We start from the raw sequence: 22,327 nt of genomic DNA, 5'->3' as shown, positions 1-22,327 counted from the left end.
GGGCTGGCTTTACAACAATCCTTCGATATCCGCCGCCAGTTCCTCCGGCTTCGTCGTCGGCGCATAGCGTCGCACCACGCGCCCCTCGCGGTCGACGAGGAACTTCGTGAAGTTCCACTTCACCGCCTTCGATCCCAACAGCCCCGGCGCCTCGTCCTTCAACAGCACGAACAGCGGGTCCGCATCCGCCCCGTTCACGTCGATCTTGGCAAACACCGGAAACGTCACGTCGTAGCTGGTCGAACAGAAGTTCGCGATCTCCGCCGCATCGCCCGGCTCCTGCGCGCCGAACTGGTTGCACGGGAAGCCCAGCACCGAGAATCCTCGCGCCCCATAGCGGCGGTGCAGCGCCTCCAGCCCCTCATATTGCGGCGTGAACCCGCATCTGGACGCGGTGTTGACGATCAGCAGCACCTGCCCCGCATGGTCGGACAGCGACACCATGCCACCGCCCGCTGCCTTCACGGACAGATCGGTTACGCGCATTCCAGCATCCCCTCATGCAGCCGCACGACGCGGTCCATCTTCAATGCCAGCCGTTCGTTATGCGTGGCCACCAGCGCCGCCGAACCCTCGCCCCGCACCAGCCGCAGGAATTCGGCCAGCACCACCTGCGAAGTATGCTCGTCCAGATTGCCCGTCGGCTCGTCCGCCAGCACCAGCGCCGGCCGGTTGGCCAGCGCCCGCGCCACCGCGACCCGCTGCTGCTCGCCCCCCGACAACTGGCTCGGCCGGTGCGTCAGCCGATGCCCCAACCCCAGCGCGGTCAGCAACGCCGTCGCCCGCTCCTGCGCCGGCACCGTCTCCGCCCCATGCACCAGTTGCGGCAGCACGACATTCTCGATCGCGTTGAAGTCGGGCAACAAATGGTGGAATTGATAGACGAAGCCCAGCCGGTCACGCCGCGTGATCGTGCGGCCGTGCGCGTCCAGCTTCGCCACCTCTTCGCCGGCGATACGGATCGATCCGGAAAAGCCGCCTTCCAGCAGCCCCACCGCCTGCAACAGCGTCGACTTGCCCGATCCGGACGGCCCGAGCAGCGCGACGATCTCGCCTGGCGCGATCGACAGGTTCACGCCGCGCAGCACGTCGATCGTCTGCCCACCCTGCGTGAAGCTGCGCGCCAGATCGGTGGTCTGGAGAACGGGTTCACTCATAGCGCAGCACCTGTACGGGATCCGTGCTCGCCGCCTTCCAGGCCGGGTAGAGCGTGGCGAGGAAGGAGAAGATCAGGGCCATCGCCGTGATCACCACCACCTCCACCGGATCGGTCTTGGACGGTAATTCGGTCAGGTAGCGGATCGACGGGTCCCACAGATTCTGACCGGTGACGAGTTGCACGATGTTCACCACCCCCTGCCGATAGAACAGGAAGATCGCACCCAGGATCAGGCCCGCCACCGTGCCCAGCGCGCCGATGGTGGTGCCCACCACCATGAAGATGCGCATCAGCCCGCCGCGCGTCGCGCCCATGGTGCGCAGGATCGCGATGTCCCGCGTCTTGGCGCGCACCAGCATGATCAGCGAGGACAGGATGTTGAACACCGCCACCAGGATGATGATCGACAGCACGGTGAACATCGCCACCCGCTCCACCGCCAGCGCCTCGAACAATTGCGCGTTCATCGTCCGCCAGTCGGCGATCACCGCGCGCCCGCCCATCCTGTCGGCCAGCGGCGCCAATATCTCCCCGACCCGGTCGGCATTCACCGTCTGCAACTCGATCATGCCGACCGCGTCACCCATCAGCAACAGGGTCTGCGCATCCTCGATCGGCATGATGACATACGCCTTGTCGTAATCGTACACCCCGATCTCGAAGATGGCGCCGACCTTGTAGCTCATGATGCGCGGCATCGTGCCGAACGGCGTGGTCTGCCCCTGCGGACTGATCAGCGAGATGTCCGATCCCACCGTCGCGCCCAGCGCCTCGGCCAGGCGGCTGCCGATCGCAATCCGATTGCTGCCCGGCGTGACGCTGGACAGGTTACCCATCACGATCTTGGACCCGATGGCACTGTTGCCGCGAATGTCGGCGACGCGCATGCCGCGCACCAGCACGGCCTCGACGCGGCCGTTATAACTGGACATCAACGGCTGCTCGATCAGCGGCACCGCGCTGGTCACGCCCGGCGTCCGCTTCGCATCGCGCACGATGTCCTGCCAGTCGGGCAGGCGCCCGCCGATGCCCTGCACCACCGCATGGCCGTTCAGGCCGACGATCTTGTCGAACAGTTCGGCGCGGAACCCGTTCATCACGCTCATCACGATGACGAGCGCGGCGACGCCCAGCATCACCGCGACCAGGCTGATCGACGCGACCAGGAAGATAAAGGCTTCCCCCTTGCCCGGCAGCAGGTAGCGCCGGGCGATCATCCGTTCGTAGCGAGAGAGGATCATGGGCGGGTCGATCGATCCTTGGAATGCATGATACAGGCTCTAGGCGGCACCTGCCGGGCTGGCAATGGCGCGCGATGTTGCGCGCAAGTCACAGCGCCCGGCCAATCGTGTAAGCTCGTCTTGATGACGCGTGACAAAGCCCGGTGGCTTACCTAGCAAGAACTCACTTGAGACACAGGCAACGGCCGTGGTTCGGGGAATGCTCTTCCGCCCGCCTTTCAAGGGGCTGGAGCGAGAGCGGGACAAGGGGGCTGACGAGCGATCGTCACGCAGGCGCCCGGATCGGCAACGGTCCGGGCGTTTGCTTTTTCGGCAACATGCCGTGCAGCAGAACCACGCGGAACCGGAATTGTTTCCGCCGGAATGCCGCCGAAGCCGACATGGGATACGGGGAGCTTCCAGACTGCCGTTCCCACCGCCGACTCCGGCGCCCTGGACGGGATTTTTACCTAGCGCAGCGAAGATGAACGGCAGGTGGCTGATTGATGTGGTTTATGATCTTGCGTGCGTGGCACCGAGGTCAGGAAACGACGCGCGATCCAGCGCCCTCTCCCCTTCGGGGAGCATCAGGTAAGCAGCGCCCCGCGCTACTTAGTCCATGCCGGGGGCATGGACGACCTGATGCTGGAGGGGACCCACGGCGAAGCCGTGGGGAGGGTGAGGGGCTGCCAAGCAGCGCAGAACTGCCGGCCTACCCCTCACGCTCCCGCTCCCCCGGGGGGGAGAGGGAAAGCGCCCCCTACCCCCGCAAACCCGCGGCCGCCCGCGCCTTTGCCTCAACATCCGCCATCGACCCGCCGGTTACCCAGCTTCCGCCGACGCACAGCACCGGCTTGAACGCCAGCCAGTCGGGCGCCGACGCCTCGGTGATCCCGCCGGTCGGGCAGAAGCGCGCCTGATAGAAGGGTGCCGCCAGCGCCTTCAGCGCCTTCAGCCCGCCGCTCGTCTCGGCCGGAAAGAACTTGAAATGGGTCAGCCCCAGGTCCAGCCCGCGCATGATGTCGCCTGCGGTGGCAATTCCAGGCAGATAGGCGATGCCGCTGTCGATCACCGCGCGGCCCAGCCGGTCGGTCAGGCCGGGCGACACGATGAACTCGGCCCCTGCGTCCGCAACGTCGCGCAACTGCTGCTCGTTCACGACCGTGCCTGCACCGACGATCGCGCCGGGCACCTTTTTCATCTCGGCCATCGCCTCCAGCGCCGCCGGCGTACGCAGCGTCACTTCCAGGACGCGCAGGCCGCCGGCGACCAGCGCCTCGGCCAGCGGTTTCGCGGTGGCGGCATCCTCGATCACCAGCACCGGGATGACGGCGCTGGTCTGCATGATGGTGGCGATATCGGTCATTGGATCGGTTCCCCGTGGATCGGAAATCAGGCGGTATGCTGCTGCGCGAACGCCGCGGCGGCGCCGAACAGTCCGGGCTGCGGATGGGTGATGAGCTTGACGGGCAGCTTCGCCATCATCGACTGGAAGCGGCCCTTGGCGACGAAGCGCTGGTCGAAGCCGGAGCGGATCAGCTTGTCCTTGATGCGGAATCCCAGCCCGCCGGCGATCACCACGCCCTTGGCGCCCTGCACCAGCGCGAAGTCGCCCGCCACTGCACCCAGTGCGAGGCAGAAGCGGTCGAGCGCGGCCAGCGCGATCGAATCGGTGCCCTCCAGCGCCTCGGTCCAGATTGCCTTGTCGTCGCGGCTGGGCACGGCGCGCCCCTCCATCTCCGCCAGCGTCTCGTAGATCGCGACGATCCCGGGGCCAGAGCAGATGCGCTCGGCGGACACGCGGGTAAAGGTGCGACGCAGCCGGCGCAGGAACGCATCCTCGATGCCGTCCAGCGGCGAATAATCCATGTGGCCGCCCTCGGTTTCCAGCACATGGTAATAGCCGCCCGTCTTGAACACCTGCGCCACGCCCAGTCCGGTGCCGGGGCCGCATACCGTGGTGATGCCGGTGGCGGGAAGCGGCTCGTCTGGCCCGCACAGGTGCAGGAAATGCTCGTCGGACACCTGCGCGACCGCATGGCCGACCGCACCGAAATCGTTGATGACGGTATATATGTCGGCGCCCAGCCGCTCGGGGATCAGCGACGGGCGAATCACCCAGGGATTGTTGGTCAGGCGGATCACGTCGCCGGTGATCGGCGATGCGATGGCCAGCGCCGCCGCTCTCGGCAGCGCCCGGCCGACCTCGGCCTCGAATGCCTGCCACGCGGTCTGCAGCGAGGCATGCTCGGCCGTCTTCTGCGTGCTGACCTCGCCCAGTCTGACGACGCGGCCCCCTTCCACCTCGGCAATGGCGAAGCGGGCGTGGGTGCCTCCGATATCGACGGCTACGACTTCCATTGATCCTCTTCCCCTGCTCGCCACCGCACGCATGCCGCCCGCCACGACCGGGCGGCGGCCTGCATGCGGTCCTTCTCTTACAGCCCCGCGCCGGCCAGCACGGCGGACGCGCCCTTTTCCGCCTCGTCCGCCAGACCGCGGAACAGGCCGAACAGTTCGCGACCCATGCCGCTCGCGGCGGGCGGTGCGTCGGCTAGCGGCCGTGCTTCCCATTCGGCGGGGTCGACCAGCGCGTCCAGCGTGCCGGCCACCGCATCCAGCCGGATGATGTCGCCGTCGCGGATACGGCCGATCGGCCCACCGCCCAGCGCTTCCGGGCTCAGATGGATCGCGCACGGCACCTTGCCGCTCGCGCCCGACATGCGGCCATCGGTGACCAGCGCCACCCGGAACCCGCGATTCTGCAACACGCCCAGCGGCGGGGTCAGCTTGTGCAGCTCGGGCATGCCGTTGGCCCGGGGGCCCTGGAAGCGCATGACGACCACCACGTCCCGCTCCAGTTCGCCCGCCTTGAACGCCGCCAGCACGTCCGCCTGGTCGGTGAACACCCGCGCCGGCGCCTCGACCACCCAGCGCTCGCACTCGACCGCCGACACCTTGATGCACGCCCGCCCGATATTGCCGGACAGGATACGCATCCCCCCATCCGCCGAAAACGGCGCCGCCGCCGTCCTCAGAATGCTCTCGTCCCCGCTCTCCCCCACCGGCTCCCAGGCCAGCGCGTCCGCCGCGTCCAGCACGGGCCGGTTCGCATAGGCCGACAGGTCCTCGCCCGCCACGGTCATGATATCGCCGTGGAGCAGCCCTGCGCCCAGCAGTTCGCGGATCACGAACGGCATGCCGCCCGCCGCCTCGAACCCGTTCACGTCGGCAGAGCCGTTGGGATAGACCCGCGCGATCAGCGGCACGCTGGCCGACAACCGGTCGAAATCCTCCCAGTCGATCACGATCCCCGCCGCGCGCGCGATGGCGGGCAGGTGCAGCAGATGGTTGGTCGATCCGCCCGTCGCGAGCAGGCCGACCGCTGCGTTGACGATCGCCTTTTCATCGACGCAGTGGCCCAGCGGGCGCCAGTTCTCGCCGCGATGCCCGATCCCCGCCAGCCGGTGGACGGCGGCGCGGGTCAGTTCCTGGCGCAGCTTGGTGCCCGGATTGACGAAGGCGGCGCCCGGCATGTGCAGGCCCATCACCTCCATCATCATCTGGTTGGTGTTTGCCGTGCCGTAAAAGGTGCAGGTGCCCTTGCCGTGATAGGCGGCGATTTCGGCGTCGAGCAGTTCCTCGCGCGTCGCCTTGCCTTCCGCATAGGCTTCGCGCACCGCCGCCTTCTGCTTGTTGGCAAGGCCCGTCGCCATCGGCCCGCCGGGGATCAGGATCATCGGCAGATGCCCGAAGCGCAGCGCACCCATCAGCAGGCCAGGTACGATTTTGTCGCAGATGCCGAGAAGTGCTGCCCCTTCGAACGTCCCGTGGCTCAGCGCCACCGCGGTCGCGAGGGCGATGGTGTCGCGGCTGAACAGCGACAGCTCCATGCCGGCATAGCCCTGCGTCACGCCGTCGCACATCGCGGGCACGCCGCCCGCCACCTGCGCGGTCGCCCCCACCTCGCGTGCCCAGACCTTCATCAGTTCCGGATAGCGGTAATAGACGGCATGCGCGGACAGCATGTCGTTATAGGCGGTGACGATGCCGATGTTCATGCCGCGATCGGCCTTCATCGCCTCGCGGTCTTCATCCGTCCCGGCATAGGCATGCGCCAGATTGGCGCAGCCCAGGTTCGGTCGCCGGATCGCCGTCGCCGCCTCGCGCGCGATCAGGTCCAGATAGGCCTGACGCCCCGGCCGCGACCGTTCGATGATGCGGTCGGTGACCGCGGAAACGGCAGCGTTCAGCGTCACTGTTCGCTCCAATGGATATCGACGGGCAGTTCCACCTCGGCCAGCACCCGGCCGATCGGATAGGCGGACGACGCACCCTGCTTGATCGCGTCCTCCAGCACCTTCTTCTTCGCCTTGCCCGAAATCGCGATCATCAGCGCGCGCGCCGATGCGATGCCGGCGCGGCTCAGCGTCACGCGCGCGACCGGCGCCTCGGGCGGCAGCGGTTCAGGCATCACGCCCAGCGCGCGGCGCTCCTTGGGGCCGTTCAGCGCCTCGTCGAAATCAGGGCCGGGGAAGATCGAGGCGGTATGCCCGTCGCCGCCCACGCCCAGCAGGCAGAGGTCCAGCGGCCAGTGCAGATCCTGGCACAGCGCGTCCGCCGACCGGCCCGCGGCCTTGTAGTCCTCGGTCGCCGCCGGCACGATCGGGATCACCCGCGCGCCCTTGGGGATGAAGGTCTTGCCCAGCGCGGTGACGTTCGACAGCGGGTCGCCCAGTGGCACGATGCGCTCGTCGGTCGGCAGGATCGTCACCCGCTTCCAGTCCAGCTTGGCCTTGACCAGCTTTTCATAGATCGGCAGCGGCGTCTTGCCGCCGGCCAGCGCGATCACCGCCGCGCCGCGCGCATCGATCGCCGCCTCGATGATGAACTGGATATCGCCGGCAAGGGCATCGGCCATCTCGGCCGCGTCCTCATAATCCCACCATTCGATCTCGGTCATATATCCTGTCCTTGTGCATTCGCGCCGGCCCGCTCGTGCGGCCAGCGGCGTATCAGTCGTCCTGCCACGTCACGCCGTCGCGCTCGGTCAGCGCGATCGCGGCGGATGGGCCCCAGCTTCCGCTGGCATAGCTTTTCGGCTTCATCGCATTGGCGTCCCAGCCGGCGCGGATCGAATCGATCCAGGCCCACTGCGCCTCCACCTCGTCACGCCGCACGAACAGCGTCTGGTCGCCCTCGATCAGGTCGAGCAGCAACCGTTCATAGGCGATGCGGCGACGCTTGCCCGCGAACTCGGCGTCCATCGACAGGTTCAGCGGCACCTCGCGCAGGCGGATGCCGTCGCGGTCCAGCCCCGGTTCCTTGGCCATCACCAGCAGCTGGATATATTCCTCCGGCTGCAACCGGATGATCAGCGTATTGGGCTGGAGCAGCCCGCCGCGCCCCGCGAACATCGAATGCGGCACCGGCTTGAACTGGATCGCGATCTCGCTGCGCCGCGTCGCCATGCGCTTGCCGGTACGCAGGTAGAAGGGCACCCCCTGCCAGCGCCAGTTGTCGACATGCGCCTTGATCGCGACAAAGGTCTCCGTCGAGGATGGCTTGCCCAGTTCCTCGGCATAGGATTTGACGATCTTGCCGCCCACCGCGCCGTCGCCATACTGGCCGGTGACGGTCACGTGCGGCACCTCCTGCGGCTCCATCAGGCGCAGCGAGCGGAAGACCTTGGCCTTTTCGTCGCGAACCGCGGTACCGTCGAACCGCGCCGGTGGCTCCATCGCGATCAGCGCGAGCAGTTGCAGGATATGGTTCTGCACCATGTCGCGCAGCGCGCCCGCGCTTTCGTAATAGCCTGCGCGCTCTTCCAGCCCGACCGTCTCGGCGATGGTGATCTGCACATTGTCGATGCCATGCGCGTTCCAGATCGGCTCGAAGAAGAAATTGCCGAAGCGCAGCGCCAGGATGTTCTGGACCGTTTCCTTGCCCAGATAATGGTCGATGCGGAACGTCCGCTCCTCCGGAAAGGCGAAGGCGACCGCGTCGTTGATCTCCTTGGACGACGCAAGATCGTAGCCGAGCGGCTTTTCCAGACCGATCCGCACCGTGTTGCCGGCCAATCCGACCGACTCCAGGCCTTTGATCGTCGATTCGAACAGGCTCGGCGCGGTCGACAGGTAGATGGCAAGGCCGCCCGACACGTCGCCGACCTTTTCGGCCAGCGTCGGGAAGCCTTCCAGCGAGGATGCGTCGAGCGCCTGATATTGCAACCGCTCCAGGAAACCCTTGATCGCGCCCTCGTCCTTGCGATCGGCGGGCAGGAACGTGTCCAGCGCATGCGCGGCAAAGGCGCGGAAGCTGGAATCGTCATGATCGGAACGCGCGGTGCCCGTGATCGTCAACCCGTCGGGCAACAGCCCATCGGCGTGAAGGCCGTACAGCGACGGCAGCAGCATGCGCTGCGCCAGATCGCCGGTCGCACCGAACAGCAGAAGCTTGCCCACGGGGTTGCGCGTCATGGTGTCTCCTTACAGGACTAGCCCTGCGACCGGGTCGAGCCCGGCCATGATGTTGAGGTTCTGGACCGCTGCACCCCCGGCACCCTTGCCGAGATTGTCGAGCGTGGCGACCAGCCGCGCCTGTCCCGTGGCGCGATTGCCGCACAGGCGCAAGGTCATCCGGTCCGTTCCGGCGTTTTCCTCGATGCCGATCGCGCCGATATCGCCGCTTGCCACCGATACCAGCGCGCTGTCGGTATAGGCCTTGGCCAGCGCATCCTCCACCGCGCCCCAGTCGGCGTGGAGGAACAGCGGCACTTCGACCACCATGCCGCGATAGGTCGGCACCACGGCGGGCGCGAAGATCGGCGCGCGGGTCAGCCCGGCATGCGCCTGCATCTCCGGAATATGCTTGTGCGCCAGCCCCAGGCCATAGGGGCGGAAGGCGGACGCGCCCGGCGCCTCATATTCGGCGATCATCGCCTTGCCGCCACCCGAATAGCCGGACGCGGCATAGATCGACAGCGCGGCATCGGCCGCCACCAGCCCGGCCCGCACCAGCGGCCGCACCAGCGCCAGGAACCCGGTGGGGTAGCAGCCCGGATTGGACACGAACCGCGCCTGCGCGATCTTCTCCGCCTGGTCCGGCTCCAGTTCGGCAAATCCATAGGTCCAGTCCGGCGCCACCCGGTGCGCGGTGGAGGCATCCACCACCCGCGTCCGGTCGTTCGCGATCAGCGACACCGCCTCGCGCGCCGCATCGTCGGGCAGGCACAGGATCACGAAATCGGCATCGTTCAGCGCCTCGGCGCGCGCCGCCGCATCCTTGCGCCGTTCCTCGGGCAGCGTCACGACCGACAGGTCGCTGCGCCCCGCCAGCCGCTCGCGGATCTCCAGCCCCGTGGTGCCGGCCGCACCATCGATGAAGACGGTCGCGCTCATGCCGCCTCGTCCAGCAGGTCGGCATCGACATAGCCCGCCAGCCCCTGCTCGGCCGCCAGACCCCAGGCCAGGCCGCCGGCCACTTCCAGCACCTCGAAACGGGTGCCGGCATCCAGATCGGCCATCACTTCGCTTGTCCTCTCGCGTGCGACACGCAAGCACGTCGCCTGTCGCAGCGTGCGTAGCACCGGGGCGGCATAATGGGGGGCGAATACGTATTCGGCCAGGCGCACGTCCGCCAGGTCGCCGCGCACCGCATGGGTACGCGGGTCCAGGCGAACGGTCGGCCCGCTAAGCTGGAACGCCCTGCGGGATGGAGCCGTGCCGGGCTGGGGCGTCGCCTTCACCGATGAAATGCCCGAATTCTTCAAGAAAGTCCGCCCCTTCAGATGTGCGTGCGACGAAGATGTTGCGCTTGTCGCTGTCGTCGCGCTGGCGGCGCAGATAGCCGAGGGCGCCCAATCTGTTCAAGGCACGCGTCACCACCGGCTTCGACACGTTCAAACAGCGCGCCAGACCGCGCACCGTGTGCGGGCCGGGTCGCAGGTACACCACCATCAACAGTGCCATCTGTCGATTGGTCAGGTCCGGTTCACCGGATCGCACATAGTCCACCAGCGCGGTCATCCATACCGCCAGCGACTGGGCTTCGACAGGTGCTGCCACGTTCGCGAATCCACTAGCTGTTCCGGGCATTTGCCGGGCGTTGTTTCGCTGTCATAACGCCGCTTGGCACGGCAGGTTTCCGTCGAATCGCTGCGTTTGCGTACCGTTTGTGACGCAAAGGTCCGGATCGGTCCGGCGCACGCCGGTTGATCCCCACCGACCCCTCGCCTATGTGCGTGCCGTTACACACAAGCTTTGCCCGGGAAATCCAGCCCTCCATGTTCGCCTTCCTGCTCGTCGTCCACGCTATCATCGCCGCGGCTCTCGTCACGGTGATCCTCATGCAGCGGTCGGAGGGTGGCGGGCTCGGCATGGGCGGCAGTCCGTCCGGGCTGATGTCGGCACGCGGCGCGGCGGACTTCCTCACCCGCGCCACCGCGGTGCTGGCGACGCTGTTCGTCGGCTTCTCGATCGTGCTCGCGGTCTATGCGGCTACCCGCGCCGCGCCGCAGATCGATACCTCGCTGGCGCGCACGCCGCCCGCGACCCAGACGGCGCCCGCCACGGCCCCTGCCCCGGTTCCGGCCGACAATGCGGCGGCGCCCGTCCAGCCCGCGGACAACTCGGCCGTTCCGCTGGCGCGCTGACGCCTTTCGTTTTTCGTCACGATAACAGGCACGGCTCGCCCGCATTCCCATGCGGGCGTGCATCTTTGCTGTTGTCGTCTACCCCCCATCCAAGCTAGGCGGTTCCTCCCATGGCGCGGTATATTTTCATCACCGGCGGCGTGGTCTCGTCGCTCGGCAAGGGCCTCATGGCGGCCTCTCTTGCGGCTCTTCTTCAGGCACGCGGCTACCGCGTGCGCATCCGCAAGTTCGACCCTTATCTGAACGTCGATCCGGGCACGATGAGCCCGTATCAGCATGGCGAGGTGTACGTCACCGACGACGGGGCGGAGACTGATCTCGATCTCGGCCACTATGAACGCTTCACCGGCGTTGCCAGCCGTCAGTCGGACAACGTCACCTCAGGCCGGATTTACAAGACGATCATCGAGCGCGAGCGTCGCGGCGACTATCTGGGCGCGACCGTGCAGGTCATCCCGCACGTCACCGACGCGATCAAGGCGTTTGCCCAGGCCGATACGCTGGACGATGACGGCGAGGATCTGGATTTCGTGCTGTGCGAGATCGGCGGCACCGTCGGCGACATCGAATCGCTCCCCTTTATCGAGGCGATCCGCCAGCTGAAGAACGAGCTTGGCCGTGGCCGCTCGATCTCGATCCACGTCACCCTCGTCCCCTATATCGCCGCCGCCGGCGAGCTGAAGACGAAGCCGACCCAGCATTCGGTGCGCGAACTGGCCGCACTCGGCGTCGCGCCCGACGTGCTGGTCTGCCGCTGCGAAAAGCCGCTGCCGCCGTCGGAGCGCGCCAAGATCGCGCTGTTCTGCAACGTGCCGTCCTCCGCGGTCATTCCCGCGCTCGACGCGGCCAGCATCTATGCGGTGCCGCTGCAATATCACGCCGAAGGGCTCGATTCGGAGGTGCTGCGCGCCTTCGGGATCGAACCCGGCGCCGCCCCCGATCTGGCTCGCTGGACCGAGATCGTCGACCGCCTCACCAATCCGGAGGGCGAAGTGACCATCGGCGTGGTCGGCAAATATGTCGGCCTGCAGGATGCCTACAAGTCGCTGAACGAAGCGCTCGTCCATGGCGGCATCGCCAACAAGGTGAAGGTCAACATCCGCTGGATCGACGCCGAGCTGTTCGAGGGCGATCACGGCGAGGTCGCCCAGCATCTGGAGCCGTGCCACGCCATCCTCGTCCCCGGTGCCTTTGGCGAGCGCGGTGCCGAGGGCAAGATCGCCGCGGTCCGCTTCGCGCGTGAGCGCAACGTGCCCTATTTCGGCATCTGCTTCGGCATGCAGATGGCCTGCGTCGAGGGCGCGCGCGACCTTGCCGGCATCGCGGATGCCTCCTCCACCGAGTTCGGCCCGACCGAACAGCCGGTCGTCGGCCTCATCACCGAATGGATGGGCCGCGCCGGGCTGGAAAAGCGCGAGGCGAGCGGCGACATGGGCGGCACGATGCGGCTCGGCGCCTATGACGCCAAGCTGGCCGGCAACAGCGTTGTCGCCTCCATCTACGGCAGCAACGACATCTCCGAGCGCCATCGTCACCGCTACGAGGTGAATACCGGCTACAAGGAAGCGCTGGAGAAGAGCGGCCTCGTCTTTTCCGGCATGTCGCCCGACGGCACGCTCCCCGAAATCGTCGAGCGGCCCGACCATCCCTGGTTCGTCGGCGTGCAGTTCCATCCGGAACTGAAGTCCAAGCCGTTCGACCCCCACCCCCTCTTCGCCAGCTTCATCGGCGCCGCGCTGAAGCAAAGCCGGCTAGTGTGACTGTTAAGTAGCCCTCTCCCCTCCGGGGAGCATCAGGTAAGCAGCGCCCCGCGCTGTTTAGTCTATGCCGGGGGCATAGACGACCTGATGCTGGAGGGACCCATCGCAAAGCGATGGGGGGTGAGGGGCAGCCCGGCAGCGCAACGCCCAAAACAAACAAAGCGCCCGGACCTCTCGGCCCGGGCGCCCCGCGGCGCCGTATCAAAGGGAGTTCGACGTCGGCGCCGAGCTTGGGCTTATGCGGCCTGGGCTTCACCCTGGTCCACATGCTCCACCGCAGCGAGCGGCTGGCCCGTCTTGATCGCGATCGTCTTGGGCTTCATCGCCTCCGGCACCTCGCGCACGAGGTCGATGACGAGCAGCCCGTCGTTCAGGCGCGCATCCTCCACGAACACGAAGTCCGCGAGTTCGAAGCGCCGCTCGAACGAGCGATTGGCGATGCCGACATGCAGGAAGTTGGGCGCACCCGCCTTTTCATCCTTGCGGCCGGCGACGAGCAGCAGGTTCTGCTGCGCGGTGATCTCGATCTCGTCACGGCTGAAACCGGCGACCGCGATGGTGATGCGGTACCGATCCTCGGCCAGACGCTCGAGGTTGAAGGGGGGATAATTCTCGGCCGTGGCACTGCGTGCGTTGGTTTCGAGAAGGTCGAACAGCCGGTCGAAGCCGATGGTCGAACGGCGATAAGGGGTCAGGTCGAGTCGCATTTGCAAAACCTCCAAAAGAAGCGAGTTGACGTCTGCGGGATGTCCAGTTCGCTGCGACATCCAGGCGCGGCCCGTGGCGGCACCGCACTGAACCTATTTGGTTCGCGCCAACCGCCATTCAAGAACCAGGATGCAAATTTCGACGCAATAGCTGCGCTTTGCCGCCGGCAAGGCACAGCCATGTTGAATATCCATCATATCAATAGAGATTACGCGGCGACCAGGGATCAAAAGGGAAATCGTTCATGTCGCTCACGCTCGCGCTGCTGCTCGCCGGCCAGATCGCCGCCGGTCAGCAGACCCCGCCGGACCAGACGGCAGGACCGCAGGACCCCGCGCCCCCCGCCGAGCAGGGACGCCTCGGCACCGCGCAGCAGGGCGGCGGCGACATCGTCGTCACCGCGCGCCGCCGCAACGAAACCGTGCAGTCCGTGCCCATCGCCATATCGGTCATCGGCGGCACCGCGCTGGCGGAAACCGGCGCCTACAATGTCAGCCGCCTGACCCAGCTTCAGCCGACGCTGCAATTCTATTCCACCAACCCGCGCAATTCCGCCGCCAATATCCGTGGTCTGGGCGCCCCCTTCGGCCTCACCAACGACGGGATCGAACAGGGCGTCGGCATCTATGTCGACCAGGTCTATTACAGCCGCATCGCGTCCGCGACGTTCGACTTCACCGATACCGAGCGCATCGAGATCCTGCGCGGGCCGCAAGGGACGCTCTACGGCAAGAACACCACCGCCGGCGCGATCAACATTTCCACCCGCGCGCCCAGCTTCACGCCGGAGGGCCGGGTCGAGCTGACCGGCGGCAATCTCGATTTCTTCCAGGGCAAGGCATCGATTTCCGGCCCGCTGGTCGACGATCTGGTCGCGATGCGCCTCTCCGCCTCCGTCACCACCCGCCGCGGCACGATCTACAATGTCCGGCAGGACGAATGGCAGAACAGCCAGGACAATGTCGGCGTGAAGAGCCAGATCCTCTGGCACGCCACCCCCACGCTCGACCTCACCCTGTCGGGCGATTACAACCGCCAGAACCCCAATTGCTGCGTGCAATACTACGCCCGCACCGGCGCGACCCAGCGTCCGCTCAACCGCCAATATGCCGCGCTCGCCGCCGCGCAGGGCTATGCCGTCCCCTCCACCAACGCCTTTGACCGGCTGACCGACGTCGACACCGATCTGCGCGCCCGGCAGGAACTGGGCGGCCTGTCGCTGCTCGCCAACTGGGATATCGGCGGCGCCGCGATCACCTCGGTCTCGGCCTGGCGCTTCTGGCATTGGGACCCGTCCAACGACCGCGACTTTATCGGCCTGCCCATCACCACCGTGTCGGCCAACCCCTCGCAGCAGAGCCAGGTCAGCCAGGAACTGCGCATCGCCTCGACCGGAGAGCGCCGCCTCGATTACGTCGCCGGCCTTTTCTACTTCTGGCAGTCGATCGATACGCAGGGTTTGCAGGTACAGGGCCCCGCCGCCAGCGCCTTCTTGCTCAACCCGACCAGCGCCGGCGGCCGCAACCCCGCGACCCTCGATGGCCTGACCTCGCGCAACACCATCGGGTTCAAGAACACGTCGGCGGCGCTGTTCGGCAAGCTGACCTGGCACGCCACCGATCGCCTGTCGATCTCACCGGGCCTGCGCCTGAACTACGACAAGAAGGACGGCTCCTATGTCTCGGTGGTCACCAACGGCACCAACACGCCGCTGACCGCCGACCAGCGCGGCGTCCTCGCCCCGCAAAGCTACCAGCCTAGTTTCGACAACTGGAACGTCTCCGGCGACCTGACCGTCGCCTATGACGTCACGCCCGACGTGCACTATTACGCCACCTATGCGCGCAGCTACAAATCGGGCGGCATCAACCTGTCGGGCCTGCCGCTCGATCGCAACAACAACCCGATCCTGGAATCGGCGCGCATCGACCCGGAAAAGGTCAATCACTTCGAACTCGGCCTGAAGACGCAGTTCGCCGACCGCCGCGCGACCGTCAACGTCGCCGCCTTCTGGACCGAGATCGAGGATTATCAGGCCACCGTCACCAACAATCAGGTCGGCGTGCTGCGCGGCTATCTGGCCAATGCCGGCAAGGTCCGCACCCGCGGCATCGAGATCGACAGCGCCTTTCGCCCGACTTCGCGCCTCAACCTCTACGCCAACGGCGCCTTCACCGACGCGAAATATGTCCGCTTCGTCGATGCGCCCTGCCCGCCCGAACTTGCCGGCGGCACCGCCCTCCAGCCTGGCCAGACACCCGCCCCCGCCGGTACCCCCGGTGCCAGCCCGGACAATTGCAATATTTCCGGCCAGTGGCTGCCCGGCATCTCGCGCTGGGCCTTTTCCTACGGCGCGGAATACGACCTGCCCGCCACCGTCGCCGGGGTCGAGGGTGCCTTCTACCTCGGCTATGACGGCAGCTACCGGTCGAAATTCTCGTCCAACCCGTCACGCTCGGCTTATACCGATGTGAACGGCTACAGCCTGTCCAATTTCCGCCTGGGGTTCAAGGCACCGAACAGCTGGAACGTCTTTGCCTGGCTGCGCAACGCCTTCGACCATGATTATTACGAGTTGCTCGCCACCCAGTCCGGCTCGACCGGCCTGATCGTCGGACAGCCCGGCGATCCGCGCACCTATGGCCTGACGGTCTCGCGGTCCTTCTGATCGCGCGACCGTGCTGACTTTGCCCTGTTCCGTTCGTGCCGAGTAGAGATCGAGTAGCTCCGCAGGAGCGTATCGAGATGAGCGGGTCGGATCGTCCCCCGGACGATCCTGAACATGCTGGGGGCATGTTCACCTGCTCATCGTATCGAGGTACCGCCCCGTGTGCCAACCGGTCTCTCGATACACCGCCTTGATACGCGGCTTTGCCGCTACTCGACGGCTACTCGAGACGAACGGGCAGATGGCTCAACCGCATGTCATCTGGCTCTAGGGGCCGGTCACCCCGGCCCCCTCCCTCACATCTCGCCGCGCGAGCGGCGGATGGCGTACCACTTCTCCACATTGGCATTATGTTCGGGCAACGTGTTGGCGAAGACGTGCCCGCCCGTCCCGTCCGCCACGAAATACAGCGCCGGGCTCGACGCGGGGTTCAGCACCGCATCGATCGACGCCCGCCCCGGATTCGCGATCGGCCCCACCGGCAGGCCGGCGCTGGCATAGGTATTGTACCCATTTTTGGCATGCAGTTCGGACCGCAGGATGCGCCGCCCCAGCGGCCGCCCCCTGGTGATCGGATAAATCACCGTCGGGTCCGCCTGCAACGGCATGCCGATGCGCAGCCGGTTGCCATAGACCGCCGCCACCATCCGCCGCTCGGACGGCTTGCCTGTTTCCTTCTCGACGATCGAGGCGAGGATGATCGCCTGTTCGGGCGTCGATACGGCGATGTTGGGTTTCCGTTTCGCCCAGGCGTCCGCCAGATAGCGGTCCATCGCCGCCTGCATCCGTGTCACCACGGCCGCGCGCGTGTCGCCACGCTGAAAGGCGTAGCTGTCCGGCAGGATCGACCCCTCGGCCGGCACCGGCACCTCCCCGGTCAGGCCGTCCGCCCGCATCAGCGCATCATGTACCAGGGCCGATGGGTAACCCTCCGGCACCACCACCATCCGCTGGCGGACCTTGCCGTCCTGCAACAGCGCATAGACCTCGCTGGCGCTGGCTCCGGCGGGCACGTCATACTCGCCCGCCTTGATCGACCCGCCACCGCCAAAGACCCGCGCGAGCAGGCGGAAGCGGGTGGCGGAGCGGATCGCCCCGGCCTGTTCCAGCTCGGTCGCCGCGCGTGCCAGGCTGGCGCCCTGCGGCACCACCACCGTCACCGGCCGCTCGGCCGGGCCGGCGCCCGCCCACATGTTCGCCGCGACGAACCCCGCCAGCACGATGGCGGCGATCAGCACCAACAGACAGCCCAGCTTGCGCATCGTCCCTCACCTGCTTGTCATAAACAGAGGCGCCCCGCCTCGCCGTCCGTAACGAACGACAGAAGCGAAGCGCCCCTTGTGCCCCCGCTTTGCGGGAGCGTCAGCGCGCGGACAAGCCCGGCACCCTGACCTATCGACGTTTAGATCGCCTTCATCACCAGCGAGGCGTTGGTCCCGCCAAAGCCGAAGGAGTTGTTCAGCACCGCCTTGACCTCACGCTTCTTGGCCGTGTGCGGCACCAGGTCGACGCCTTCGGTCCCCTCGTCGGGATTGTCGAGGTTCAGCGTTGGCGGCACGATCTGGTCCCGCAGCGCGAGGATGCAGAAGATGCTCTCCACCGCACCGGCGCCACCGAGCAGATGACCGATCGCCGACTTGGTGCTCGACATGGACGCGCCCGACAGGTCGTCGCCGAACACCCGCTTGGCGGCCGCCAGTTCGATCGTATCCGCCATGGTCGACGTGCCATGGGCGTTGATGTAATCGATGTCCGACGGCTCCATGCCCGCCTTGCGCAGCGCCATGCGCATCGCATTCTCGGCACCCTTGCCCTCGGGATGCGGCGCGGTGACGTGATAGGCGTCGCCCGACATGCCGTAACCGACGACCTCGGCATAGATCTTGGCGCCGCGCGCCTTGGCATGCTCATATTCCTCGAGCACGACGACGCCCGCGCCCTCGCCCATCACGAAGCCGTCGCGGCCCTTGTCATAGGGGCGGCTGGCCTCGGTCGGCCGGTCGTTCATGCTCATGTTCAGCGCGCGCGCCTGTGCGAAGCCCGCCACGCCCAGCGGATTGATCGTGCTCTCGGCACCACCGGCCAGCATGATGTCGGCATCGTCGTCGCGGATCATCCGCGCCGCGTCACCGATCGAATGCGCGCCCGTCGAACAGGCGGTGACCACCGCATGGTTGGGGCCCATCAGGCCATACTTGATGCTGACCTGACCCGAGATCAGGTTGATCAGGCGGCCATGCACGAAGTGCGGGCTGACCCGTCCGGGGCCGCGCTGGTCCAGATTGACCGATTCGAGCTCGATGCCCGGCAGGCCGCCGATACCCGATCCGATCGACACGCCCGCACGCAGCCGCGTCTCTTCGTCCATCTCGGTCAGGCCGGCATCTTCCAGTGCCTGCCCGGCGGCGTCGATGCCATAGACGATGAACGGATCGACCTGACGCTGGACCTTGTGGTCGACACGCTTGTCGGGGTCGAAACCATATTCGTGATCCTTGGGCTTCACCTCGCACGCGATGGTGCATTTCTGCCCCGTGGTATCGAAGCGGGTGATCGGACCGGCGCCCGACTTGCCAGCGATCAGATTGGCCCAGGCGGTTTCCACGTCAGCACCCAGCGGCGTGACAAGACCCAGTCCGGTGACGACGACGCGCCGCATATTCCACTCCATTCACAACGAAAACGGCTCCCCGCCCACTATGCCGGGGTCGGGAAGCCGCTAAATTCCGGCCCTTGACGGGCTAGGTCAATCCCCGAAGGGATCAGCCCTTATGCTCGTCGATGTACGTGATCGCGTCCTTGACGGTCGTGATCTTCTCGGCGGCATCGTCGGGGATCTCGACCCCGAACTCTTCCTCGAACGCCATGACGAGCTCGACGATGTCGAGGCTGTCGGCACCGAGATCGTCGATGAAGCTCGCGTCCTCGGTCACCGTGTCGGCTTCGACGCCGAGATGCTCGACGACGATCTTCTTCACGCGGTCGGCGGTCTCGCTCATGGTAATCCCTCTTCGTATCCTGCGGGGTTTAACGGTATTCTGAACGCACGTAGAACGGGCAAAACGCTGTGGCAAGCCCGTCGGGTTCTTCCTGGACCCCGATTACAGCCCACTCGAAGCCCATCGGACTTCGGTCACAACATCGCCATGCCGCCGTTCACATGCAAGGTCTGCCCGGTCACGTAACCGGCCTCGCGGCTGGCGAGATAGACGACTGCCGCGCCGATGTCTTCCCCCTTGCCGAGGTCGCCGGCGGGAATTTTGGTCAGCAGCGCGGTCTTCTGCGCCTCGGGCAGCACGTCGGTCATCGCCGATCGGATGAAGCCCGGCGCGACGCAGTTCACCGTCACGTTGCGGCTCGCCAGTTCCTGCGCGATCGCCTTGGACATGCCGACGAGGCCGGCCTTGGACGCGGCATAGTTCGCCTGCCCCGGATTGCCGGTTGCACCGACGATCGAGGTGATGGAGATCACGCGGCCGAACCGCGCCTTCATCATCGGCTTGGCGGCGGCGCGCATCAGGCGGAACGCGGCTTCCAGATTGACGGAGATCACCTGATCCCATTCGTCATCCTTCATCCGCATCGTCAGGTTGTCGCGCGTGACCCCGGCATTGTTGACCAGGATGTCCAGCCGGCCGCCCAGTGCGTCCACCGCCTGCGGCACCAGCGCATCCACCGCCGCGGCGTCGGACAGGTCGCACGGCAGCGCGACATGATCGCCCCCCAGCTCCCGCAGAAACGCCTCCAGCTTCGCGACGTTCGACCCGGACACCGCCAGCCGCGCCCCCTGCCCCGCCAACGCCCGGGCGATCGCCGACCCGATCCCCCCCGAAGCCCCCGTCACCAGCGCCGTCATTCCCGTCAGATCGAACATGCTTCGCAATCCTTATTGGTTCACGCGAAGACGCGATGACGCGAAGGCGGTGTGGCCGTTGACGATACGTCGCAGCCCTTCCTTCAGCGTTGCGCCTCCAAAATTGATGAGCAGCCCCAGGGGCTGTTTCGTCAGTCGAAGATAGGTCAGCAGCTGCTTGCCATGAGCGGCGTTCAGCCGCTCGACCGATTTGATTTCGACAAGCAGCGCACCGGCCACCACAAGGTCGACCCGGAAAGCCGCGTCAAACGAAAGCCCTTCAAACGTAAACGAAACCGGCATCTGCCGCTCGACGCTGTGGCCCAGCGCGCTCAACTTGGCCGCAAGCACCGTCTCGTAAACGCTTTCCAGCAAACCCGGCCCAAGATCACGATGAAGCCGCAGCGAAACGTCGATGACATCGGAAGCGGCCGCCTCCAGATCCATCATCTTCGCGTCTTCGCGGCTTCGCGTGAACATCAAAGCCTTTTAAGCAATTCCTCGATATCGTCCATGCCGACCACGCTCACCGCATCCACATCCGGCGCGATGCGCTTGACCATCGGGGTCAGCACCTTGCCGCCGAACTCCACGAACTGCGTCACGCCCGCCTGCGTCATCGCCGCCACCGATTCGCGCCAGCGCACCATGCCCGTCACCTGCTGCACCAGCAGCGTGCGGATCACGCCCGGATCGGCCACCGCCACCGCATCGACATTGGCATAGACCGGCACCAGCGGCGCCCGCAGGTCCGCCTCGGCCAGCGCCGCGTCCATCGCGTCGGCCGCCGGCTGCATCAGCGGGCAGTGGAACGGCGCCGACACCGGCAGCAGCACCGCGCGCTTGGCACCCAGTTCCTTGGCCAGCGACACCGCCCGCTCCACCGCTGCGCGGTGACCCGAGATCACCACCTGCGACGGATCATTGTCGTTGGCGACGGTGCACACCAGTTCCTCGCCACCCTCGGCCAGGATCGCATCCACCGCCGCGCCGGCGATCACCTGCGCCTTGTCCAGATCCGCGCCCAGCAGGGCGGCCATCGCCCCCTCGCCCACCGGCACCGCGGCCTGCATCGCCTGACCCCGCAGGCGCAGCAGCCGTGCGGTTGTCGCCAGGTCCAGCGCGTCCGCTGCGCACAAGGCGCTGTATTCGCCCAGCGAATGCCCCGCCACGAAGTCCGCCTTCTCCGACAGCCGAACGCCCCCCTCGCGCTCCAGCACGCGCAGGGTGGCGACCGCATTGGCCATGATCGCGGGCTGGGCATTGGCGGTCAGCATCAGGTCGTCGGCCGGTCCCTCGGCCATCAGCCGGTACAGGTTCTGCGACAGCGCCTCGTCCACCTCCCCGAACACCTCGCGCGCCACCGCACTGGCCTCCGCCAGGGCCTTCCCCATGCCCACCGCCTGACTGCCCTGACCCGGAAAGATGAACGCGCGCATGATCCTTGACCGCCTTACCCTGTTGGCAAATGATCCGCGGGCGTTAGGCACCCTGTTCCACGCTGGCAAGCGTCGAGGGGCCGATCGCAGCTTGCGTTTCGCCCCGATATCGCTATGGCCGCACCGTCAGGGCGACGGGCATCGGTCCGCCGCCCCGGCGCCATTACATCGATGGACGACAGCCGGAGGGGCGTACCGCATGGGGCGGGCGTCAGCGATCGGCCAACATAAGGTAAGCTGCATGGCTCTTTACGAGCACGTGTTCCTTGCGCGCCAGGATCTGGCACAGGCGCAGGTGGACGCGCTGGCGGAAGCCGCCACGAAGATCGTCGAGGACAATCAGGGCAAGGTCGTCAAGACCGAGACCTGGGGCCTGCGTTCGCTGGCGTATCGCATCGCCAAGAACCGCAAGGCGCATTACGTGATGCTCGAGATCGACGCGCCGGCCGGCGTGGTCGCCGAGCTGGAGCGCCAGACCCAGATCAACGAAGACGTGATCCGTTACATGACGGTCAAGGTCGACGAGCATGAAGCCGGCCCGACGGTGATGATGCGCAAGCAGGAGCGTGACCGCGAGCGTCGCGCTGACCGTGGCGAGCGCAGCGAACGCCCCCGTCGTGACCGTGAAGAGGAAGCCGCATAATGGCCCGCCCGTTTTTCCGCCGCCGCAAGAGCTGCCCCTTCTCCGCGAAGGACGCGCCCCGGATCGACTATAAGGACGTGCGTCTGCTGCAGGGCTTCGTGTCCGAGCGTGGCAAGATCGTCCCGTCGCGCATCACCTCGGTGAGCGCCAAGAAGCAGCGCGAACTCGCCCAGGCGATCAAGCGCGCCCGTCACCTGGGGCTCCTGCCCTACGTCGTGAAGTAA

Annotated in this window: 23 protein-coding genes; 5 read left to right on the top strand and 18 right to left on the bottom strand. The window is 66.6% G+C overall.

What is annotated here, in order from left to right; genetic code table 11:
* Positions 1–9: 9 nt before the first annotated feature.
* The 11 genes from OXR08_RS10875 to OXR08_RS10825 all read right to left on the bottom strand — a co-directional run bounded on the left by OXR08_RS10875 (position 10) and on the right by OXR08_RS10825 (position 10,406).
* Positions 10–486, bottom strand: a complete 477-nt coding sequence (locus tag OXR08_RS10875) for a glutathione peroxidase (RefSeq protein WP_267349760.1) — start codon at positions 484–486, stop codon at positions 10–12.
* Positions 477–1,157, bottom strand: a complete 681-nt coding sequence (locus OXR08_RS10870; RefSeq protein WP_267349758.1) for an ABC transporter ATP-binding protein — start codon at positions 1,155–1,157, stop codon at positions 477–479. The genes OXR08_RS10875 and OXR08_RS10870 overlap by 10 nt, the downstream gene beginning before the upstream one ends.
* Positions 1,150–2,400, bottom strand: a complete 1,251-nt coding sequence (locus OXR08_RS10865) for a lipoprotein-releasing ABC transporter permease subunit (RefSeq protein ID WP_112382740.1) — start codon at positions 2,398–2,400, stop codon at positions 1,150–1,152. The genes OXR08_RS10870 and OXR08_RS10865 overlap by 8 nt, the downstream gene beginning before the upstream one ends.
* A 739-nt stretch (positions 2,401–3,139) precedes the next feature.
* On the bottom strand, positions 3,140–3,745 hold the full coding sequence (gene eda, locus OXR08_RS10860) for a bifunctional 4-hydroxy-2-oxoglutarate aldolase/2-dehydro-3-deoxy-phosphogluconate aldolase (RefSeq protein WP_112382739.1): 606 nt from the start codon (positions 3,743–3,745) through the stop codon (positions 3,140–3,142).
* A gap of 26 nt (positions 3,746–3,771) precedes the next feature.
* A complete protein-coding gene (gene glk / locus OXR08_RS10855; protein ID WP_112382738.1) occupies positions 3,772–4,740 on the bottom strand; it encodes a glucokinase in 969 nt (322 codons plus the stop codon).
* A gap of 77 nt (positions 4,741–4,817) precedes the next feature.
* Positions 4,818–6,638 carry a phosphogluconate dehydratase gene (gene edd, locus OXR08_RS10850; RefSeq protein WP_267349757.1) on the bottom strand — a complete coding sequence of 607 codons (1,821 nt, stop codon included), beginning with the start codon at positions 6,636–6,638 and terminating at the stop codon, positions 4,818–4,820.
* Complete coding sequence (pgl, locus tag OXR08_RS10845) at positions 6,635–7,342, bottom strand: 6-phosphogluconolactonase (RefSeq protein WP_267349755.1); 708 nt, start codon at positions 7,340–7,342, stop codon at positions 6,635–6,637. The genes edd and pgl overlap by 4 nt, the downstream gene beginning before the upstream one ends.
* A 52-nt stretch (positions 7,343–7,394) precedes the next feature.
* Positions 7,395–8,858, bottom strand: a complete 1,464-nt coding sequence (gene zwf / locus OXR08_RS10840; protein ID WP_267349753.1) for a glucose-6-phosphate dehydrogenase — start codon at positions 8,856–8,858, stop codon at positions 7,395–7,397.
* A gap of 9 nt (positions 8,859–8,867) precedes the next feature.
* A complete protein-coding gene (gene argC, locus OXR08_RS10835) occupies positions 8,868–9,779 on the bottom strand; it encodes an N-acetyl-gamma-glutamyl-phosphate reductase (protein ID WP_267349751.1) in 912 nt (303 codons plus the stop codon).
* On the bottom strand, positions 9,776–10,126 hold the full coding sequence (locus OXR08_RS10830; RefSeq protein WP_235903816.1) for an SH3 domain-containing protein: 351 nt from the start codon (positions 10,124–10,126) through the stop codon (positions 9,776–9,778). Before OXR08_RS10830 ends, argC begins: the two co-directional genes overlap by 4 nt.
* Positions 10,071–10,406, bottom strand: coding sequence for a MarR family transcriptional regulator (locus tag OXR08_RS10825; RefSeq protein ID WP_267349748.1), 336 nt, complete (start codon positions 10,404–10,406; stop codon positions 10,071–10,073). The genes OXR08_RS10830 and OXR08_RS10825 overlap by 56 nt, the downstream gene beginning before the upstream one ends.
* Before the next feature lie 257 nt (positions 10,407–10,663).
* Here OXR08_RS10825 and secG point away from each other — a divergent pair, with 257 nt between their 5' ends.
* On the top strand, positions 10,664–11,032 hold the full coding sequence (gene secG / locus OXR08_RS10820; protein WP_112382732.1) for a preprotein translocase subunit SecG: 369 nt from the start codon (positions 10,664–10,666) through the stop codon (positions 11,030–11,032).
* 110 nt (positions 11,033–11,142) lie between these two features.
* Positions 11,143–12,792, top strand: coding sequence for a CTP synthase (locus OXR08_RS10815; RefSeq protein WP_267349745.1), 1,650 nt, complete (start codon positions 11,143–11,145; stop codon positions 12,790–12,792).
* Between the two features lie 236 nt (positions 12,793–13,028).
* On the opposite strand, the gene OXR08_RS10810 is transcribed toward OXR08_RS10815, so the two are convergent.
* Positions 13,029–13,499 (bottom strand): Hsp20 family protein, encoded by a 471-nt coding sequence (locus OXR08_RS10810; RefSeq protein WP_112382730.1) that lies wholly within the window; start codon positions 13,497–13,499, stop codon positions 13,029–13,031.
* A 245-nt stretch (positions 13,500–13,744) separates the two neighbouring features.
* On the opposite strand from OXR08_RS10810, the gene OXR08_RS10805 reads away from it, so the two are divergent.
* Positions 13,745–16,168, top strand: coding sequence for a TonB-dependent receptor (locus tag OXR08_RS10805; protein ID WP_267349742.1), 2,424 nt, complete (start codon positions 13,745–13,747; stop codon positions 16,166–16,168).
* 296 nt (positions 16,169–16,464) lie between these two features.
* Here the strand turns inward: OXR08_RS10805 and mltG are convergent, their stop codons facing one another.
* From mltG to fabD, 6 genes are all read right to left on the bottom strand, one after another.
* Positions 16,465–17,430 carry an endolytic transglycosylase MltG gene (gene mltG, locus OXR08_RS10800; RefSeq protein ID WP_267349740.1) on the bottom strand — a complete coding sequence of 322 codons (966 nt, stop codon included), beginning with the start codon at positions 17,428–17,430 and terminating at the stop codon, positions 16,465–16,467.
* A 140-nt stretch (positions 17,431–17,570) separates the two neighbouring features.
* On the bottom strand, positions 17,571–18,827 hold the full coding sequence (fabF, locus tag OXR08_RS10795; protein WP_112382727.1) for a beta-ketoacyl-ACP synthase II: 1,257 nt from the start codon (positions 18,825–18,827) through the stop codon (positions 17,571–17,573).
* Positions 18,828–18,930: 103 nt separating this feature from the next.
* Positions 18,931–19,167, bottom strand: a complete 237-nt coding sequence (locus tag OXR08_RS10790) for an acyl carrier protein (protein ID WP_267349738.1) — start codon at positions 19,165–19,167, stop codon at positions 18,931–18,933.
* A 134-nt stretch (positions 19,168–19,301) separates the two neighbouring features.
* Positions 19,302–20,042, bottom strand: coding sequence for a 3-oxoacyl-[acyl-carrier-protein] reductase (fabG, locus tag OXR08_RS10785; RefSeq protein ID WP_267349736.1), 741 nt, complete (start codon positions 20,040–20,042; stop codon positions 19,302–19,304).
* Between the two features lie 12 nt (positions 20,043–20,054).
* Entirely contained in the window at positions 20,055–20,471 is a 417-nt protein-coding gene (locus tag OXR08_RS10780; RefSeq protein ID WP_149680745.1) for a GxxExxY protein, read from the bottom strand.
* 29 nt (positions 20,472–20,500) lie between these two features.
* Positions 20,501–21,460, bottom strand: coding sequence for an ACP S-malonyltransferase (fabD, locus tag OXR08_RS10775; protein ID WP_267349734.1), 960 nt, complete (start codon positions 21,458–21,460; stop codon positions 20,501–20,503).
* 241 nt (positions 21,461–21,701) lie between these two features.
* On the opposite strand from fabD, the gene rpsF reads away from it, so the two are divergent.
* Complete coding sequence (gene rpsF / locus OXR08_RS10770) at positions 21,702–22,103, top strand: 30S ribosomal protein S6 (protein WP_112382724.1); 402 nt, start codon at positions 21,702–21,704, stop codon at positions 22,101–22,103.
* Positions 22,103–22,327, top strand: coding sequence for a 30S ribosomal protein S18 (gene rpsR / locus OXR08_RS10765; protein WP_007403456.1), 225 nt, complete (start codon positions 22,103–22,105; stop codon positions 22,325–22,327). The genes rpsF and rpsR overlap by 1 nt, the downstream gene beginning before the upstream one ends.

It is taken from the genome of Sphingomonas sp. GM_Shp_2 (genome assembly GCF_026540875.1).
GTDB lineage: Bacteria > Pseudomonadota > Alphaproteobacteria > Sphingomonadales > Sphingomonadaceae > Sphingomonas > Sphingomonas carotinifaciens.
The sequence above is the reverse complement of the archived record's forward strand: the minus strand, read 5'-3'. Positions and strand labels throughout refer to the sequence as shown.

What these genes read in the sequence shown, in the direction of transcription:
- rpsF (WP_112382724.1), top strand. Translation starts at nt 21,702, where the DNA reads ATGGCTCTTTACGAGCACGTGTTCCTTGCGCGCCAGGATCTGGCACAG.
- eda (WP_112382739.1), bottom strand. Translation starts at nt 3,745, where the DNA reads ATGACCGATATCGCCACCATCATGCAGACCAGCGCCGTCATCCCGGTG.
- OXR08_RS10790 (WP_267349738.1), bottom strand. Translation starts at nt 19,167, where the DNA reads ATGAGCGAGACCGCCGACCGCGTGAAGAAGATCGTCGTCGAGCATCTC.
- OXR08_RS10870 (WP_267349758.1), bottom strand. Translation starts at nt 1,157, where the DNA reads ATGAGTGAACCCGTTCTCCAGACCACCGATCTGGCGCGCAGCTTCACG.
- pgl (WP_267349755.1), bottom strand. Translation starts at nt 7,342, where the DNA reads ATGACCGAGATCGAATGGTGGGATTATGAGGACGCGGCCGAGATGGCC.
- OXR08_RS10780 (WP_149680745.1), bottom strand. Translation starts at nt 20,471, where the DNA reads ATGATGGATCTGGAGGCGGCCGCTTCCGATGTCATCGACGTTTCGCTG.
- OXR08_RS10875 (WP_267349760.1), bottom strand. Translation starts at nt 486, where the DNA reads ATGCGCGTAACCGATCTGTCCGTGAAGGCAGCGGGCGGTGGCATGGTG.
- OXR08_RS10815 (WP_267349745.1), top strand. Translation starts at nt 11,143, where the DNA reads ATGGCGCGGTATATTTTCATCACCGGCGGCGTGGTCTCGTCGCTCGGC.
- secG (WP_112382732.1), top strand. Translation starts at nt 10,664, where the DNA reads ATGTTCGCCTTCCTGCTCGTCGTCCACGCTATCATCGCCGCGGCTCTC.
- glk (WP_112382738.1), bottom strand. Translation starts at nt 4,740, where the DNA reads ATGGAAGTCGTAGCCGTCGATATCGGAGGCACCCACGCCCGCTTCGCC.
- OXR08_RS10805 (WP_267349742.1), top strand. Translation starts at nt 13,745, where the DNA reads ATGTCGCTCACGCTCGCGCTGCTGCTCGCCGGCCAGATCGCCGCCGGT.
- rpsR (WP_007403456.1), top strand. Translation starts at nt 22,103, where the DNA reads ATGGCCCGCCCGTTTTTCCGCCGCCGCAAGAGCTGCCCCTTCTCCGCG.
- OXR08_RS10865 (WP_112382740.1), bottom strand. Translation starts at nt 2,400, where the DNA reads ATGATCCTCTCTCGCTACGAACGGATGATCGCCCGGCGCTACCTGCTG.
- mltG (WP_267349740.1), bottom strand. Translation starts at nt 17,430, where the DNA reads ATGCGCAAGCTGGGCTGTCTGTTGGTGCTGATCGCCGCCATCGTGCTG.
- fabD (WP_267349734.1), bottom strand. Translation starts at nt 21,460, where the DNA reads ATGCGCGCGTTCATCTTTCCGGGTCAGGGCAGTCAGGCGGTGGGCATG.
- zwf (WP_267349753.1), bottom strand. Translation starts at nt 8,858, where the DNA reads ATGACGCGCAACCCCGTGGGCAAGCTTCTGCTGTTCGGTGCGACCGGC.
- OXR08_RS10825 (WP_267349748.1), bottom strand. Translation starts at nt 10,406, where the DNA reads ATGACCGCGCTGGTGGACTATGTGCGATCCGGTGAACCGGACCTGACC.
- fabG (WP_267349736.1), bottom strand. Translation starts at nt 20,042, where the DNA reads ATGTTCGATCTGACGGGAATGACGGCGCTGGTGACGGGGGCTTCGGGG.
- fabF (WP_112382727.1), bottom strand. Translation starts at nt 18,827, where the DNA reads ATGCGGCGCGTCGTCGTCACCGGACTGGGTCTTGTCACGCCGCTGGGT.
- argC (WP_267349751.1), bottom strand. Translation starts at nt 9,779, where the DNA reads ATGAGCGCGACCGTCTTCATCGATGGTGCGGCCGGCACCACGGGGCTG.
- OXR08_RS10810 (WP_112382730.1), bottom strand. Translation starts at nt 13,499, where the DNA reads ATGCGACTCGACCTGACCCCTTATCGCCGTTCGACCATCGGCTTCGAC.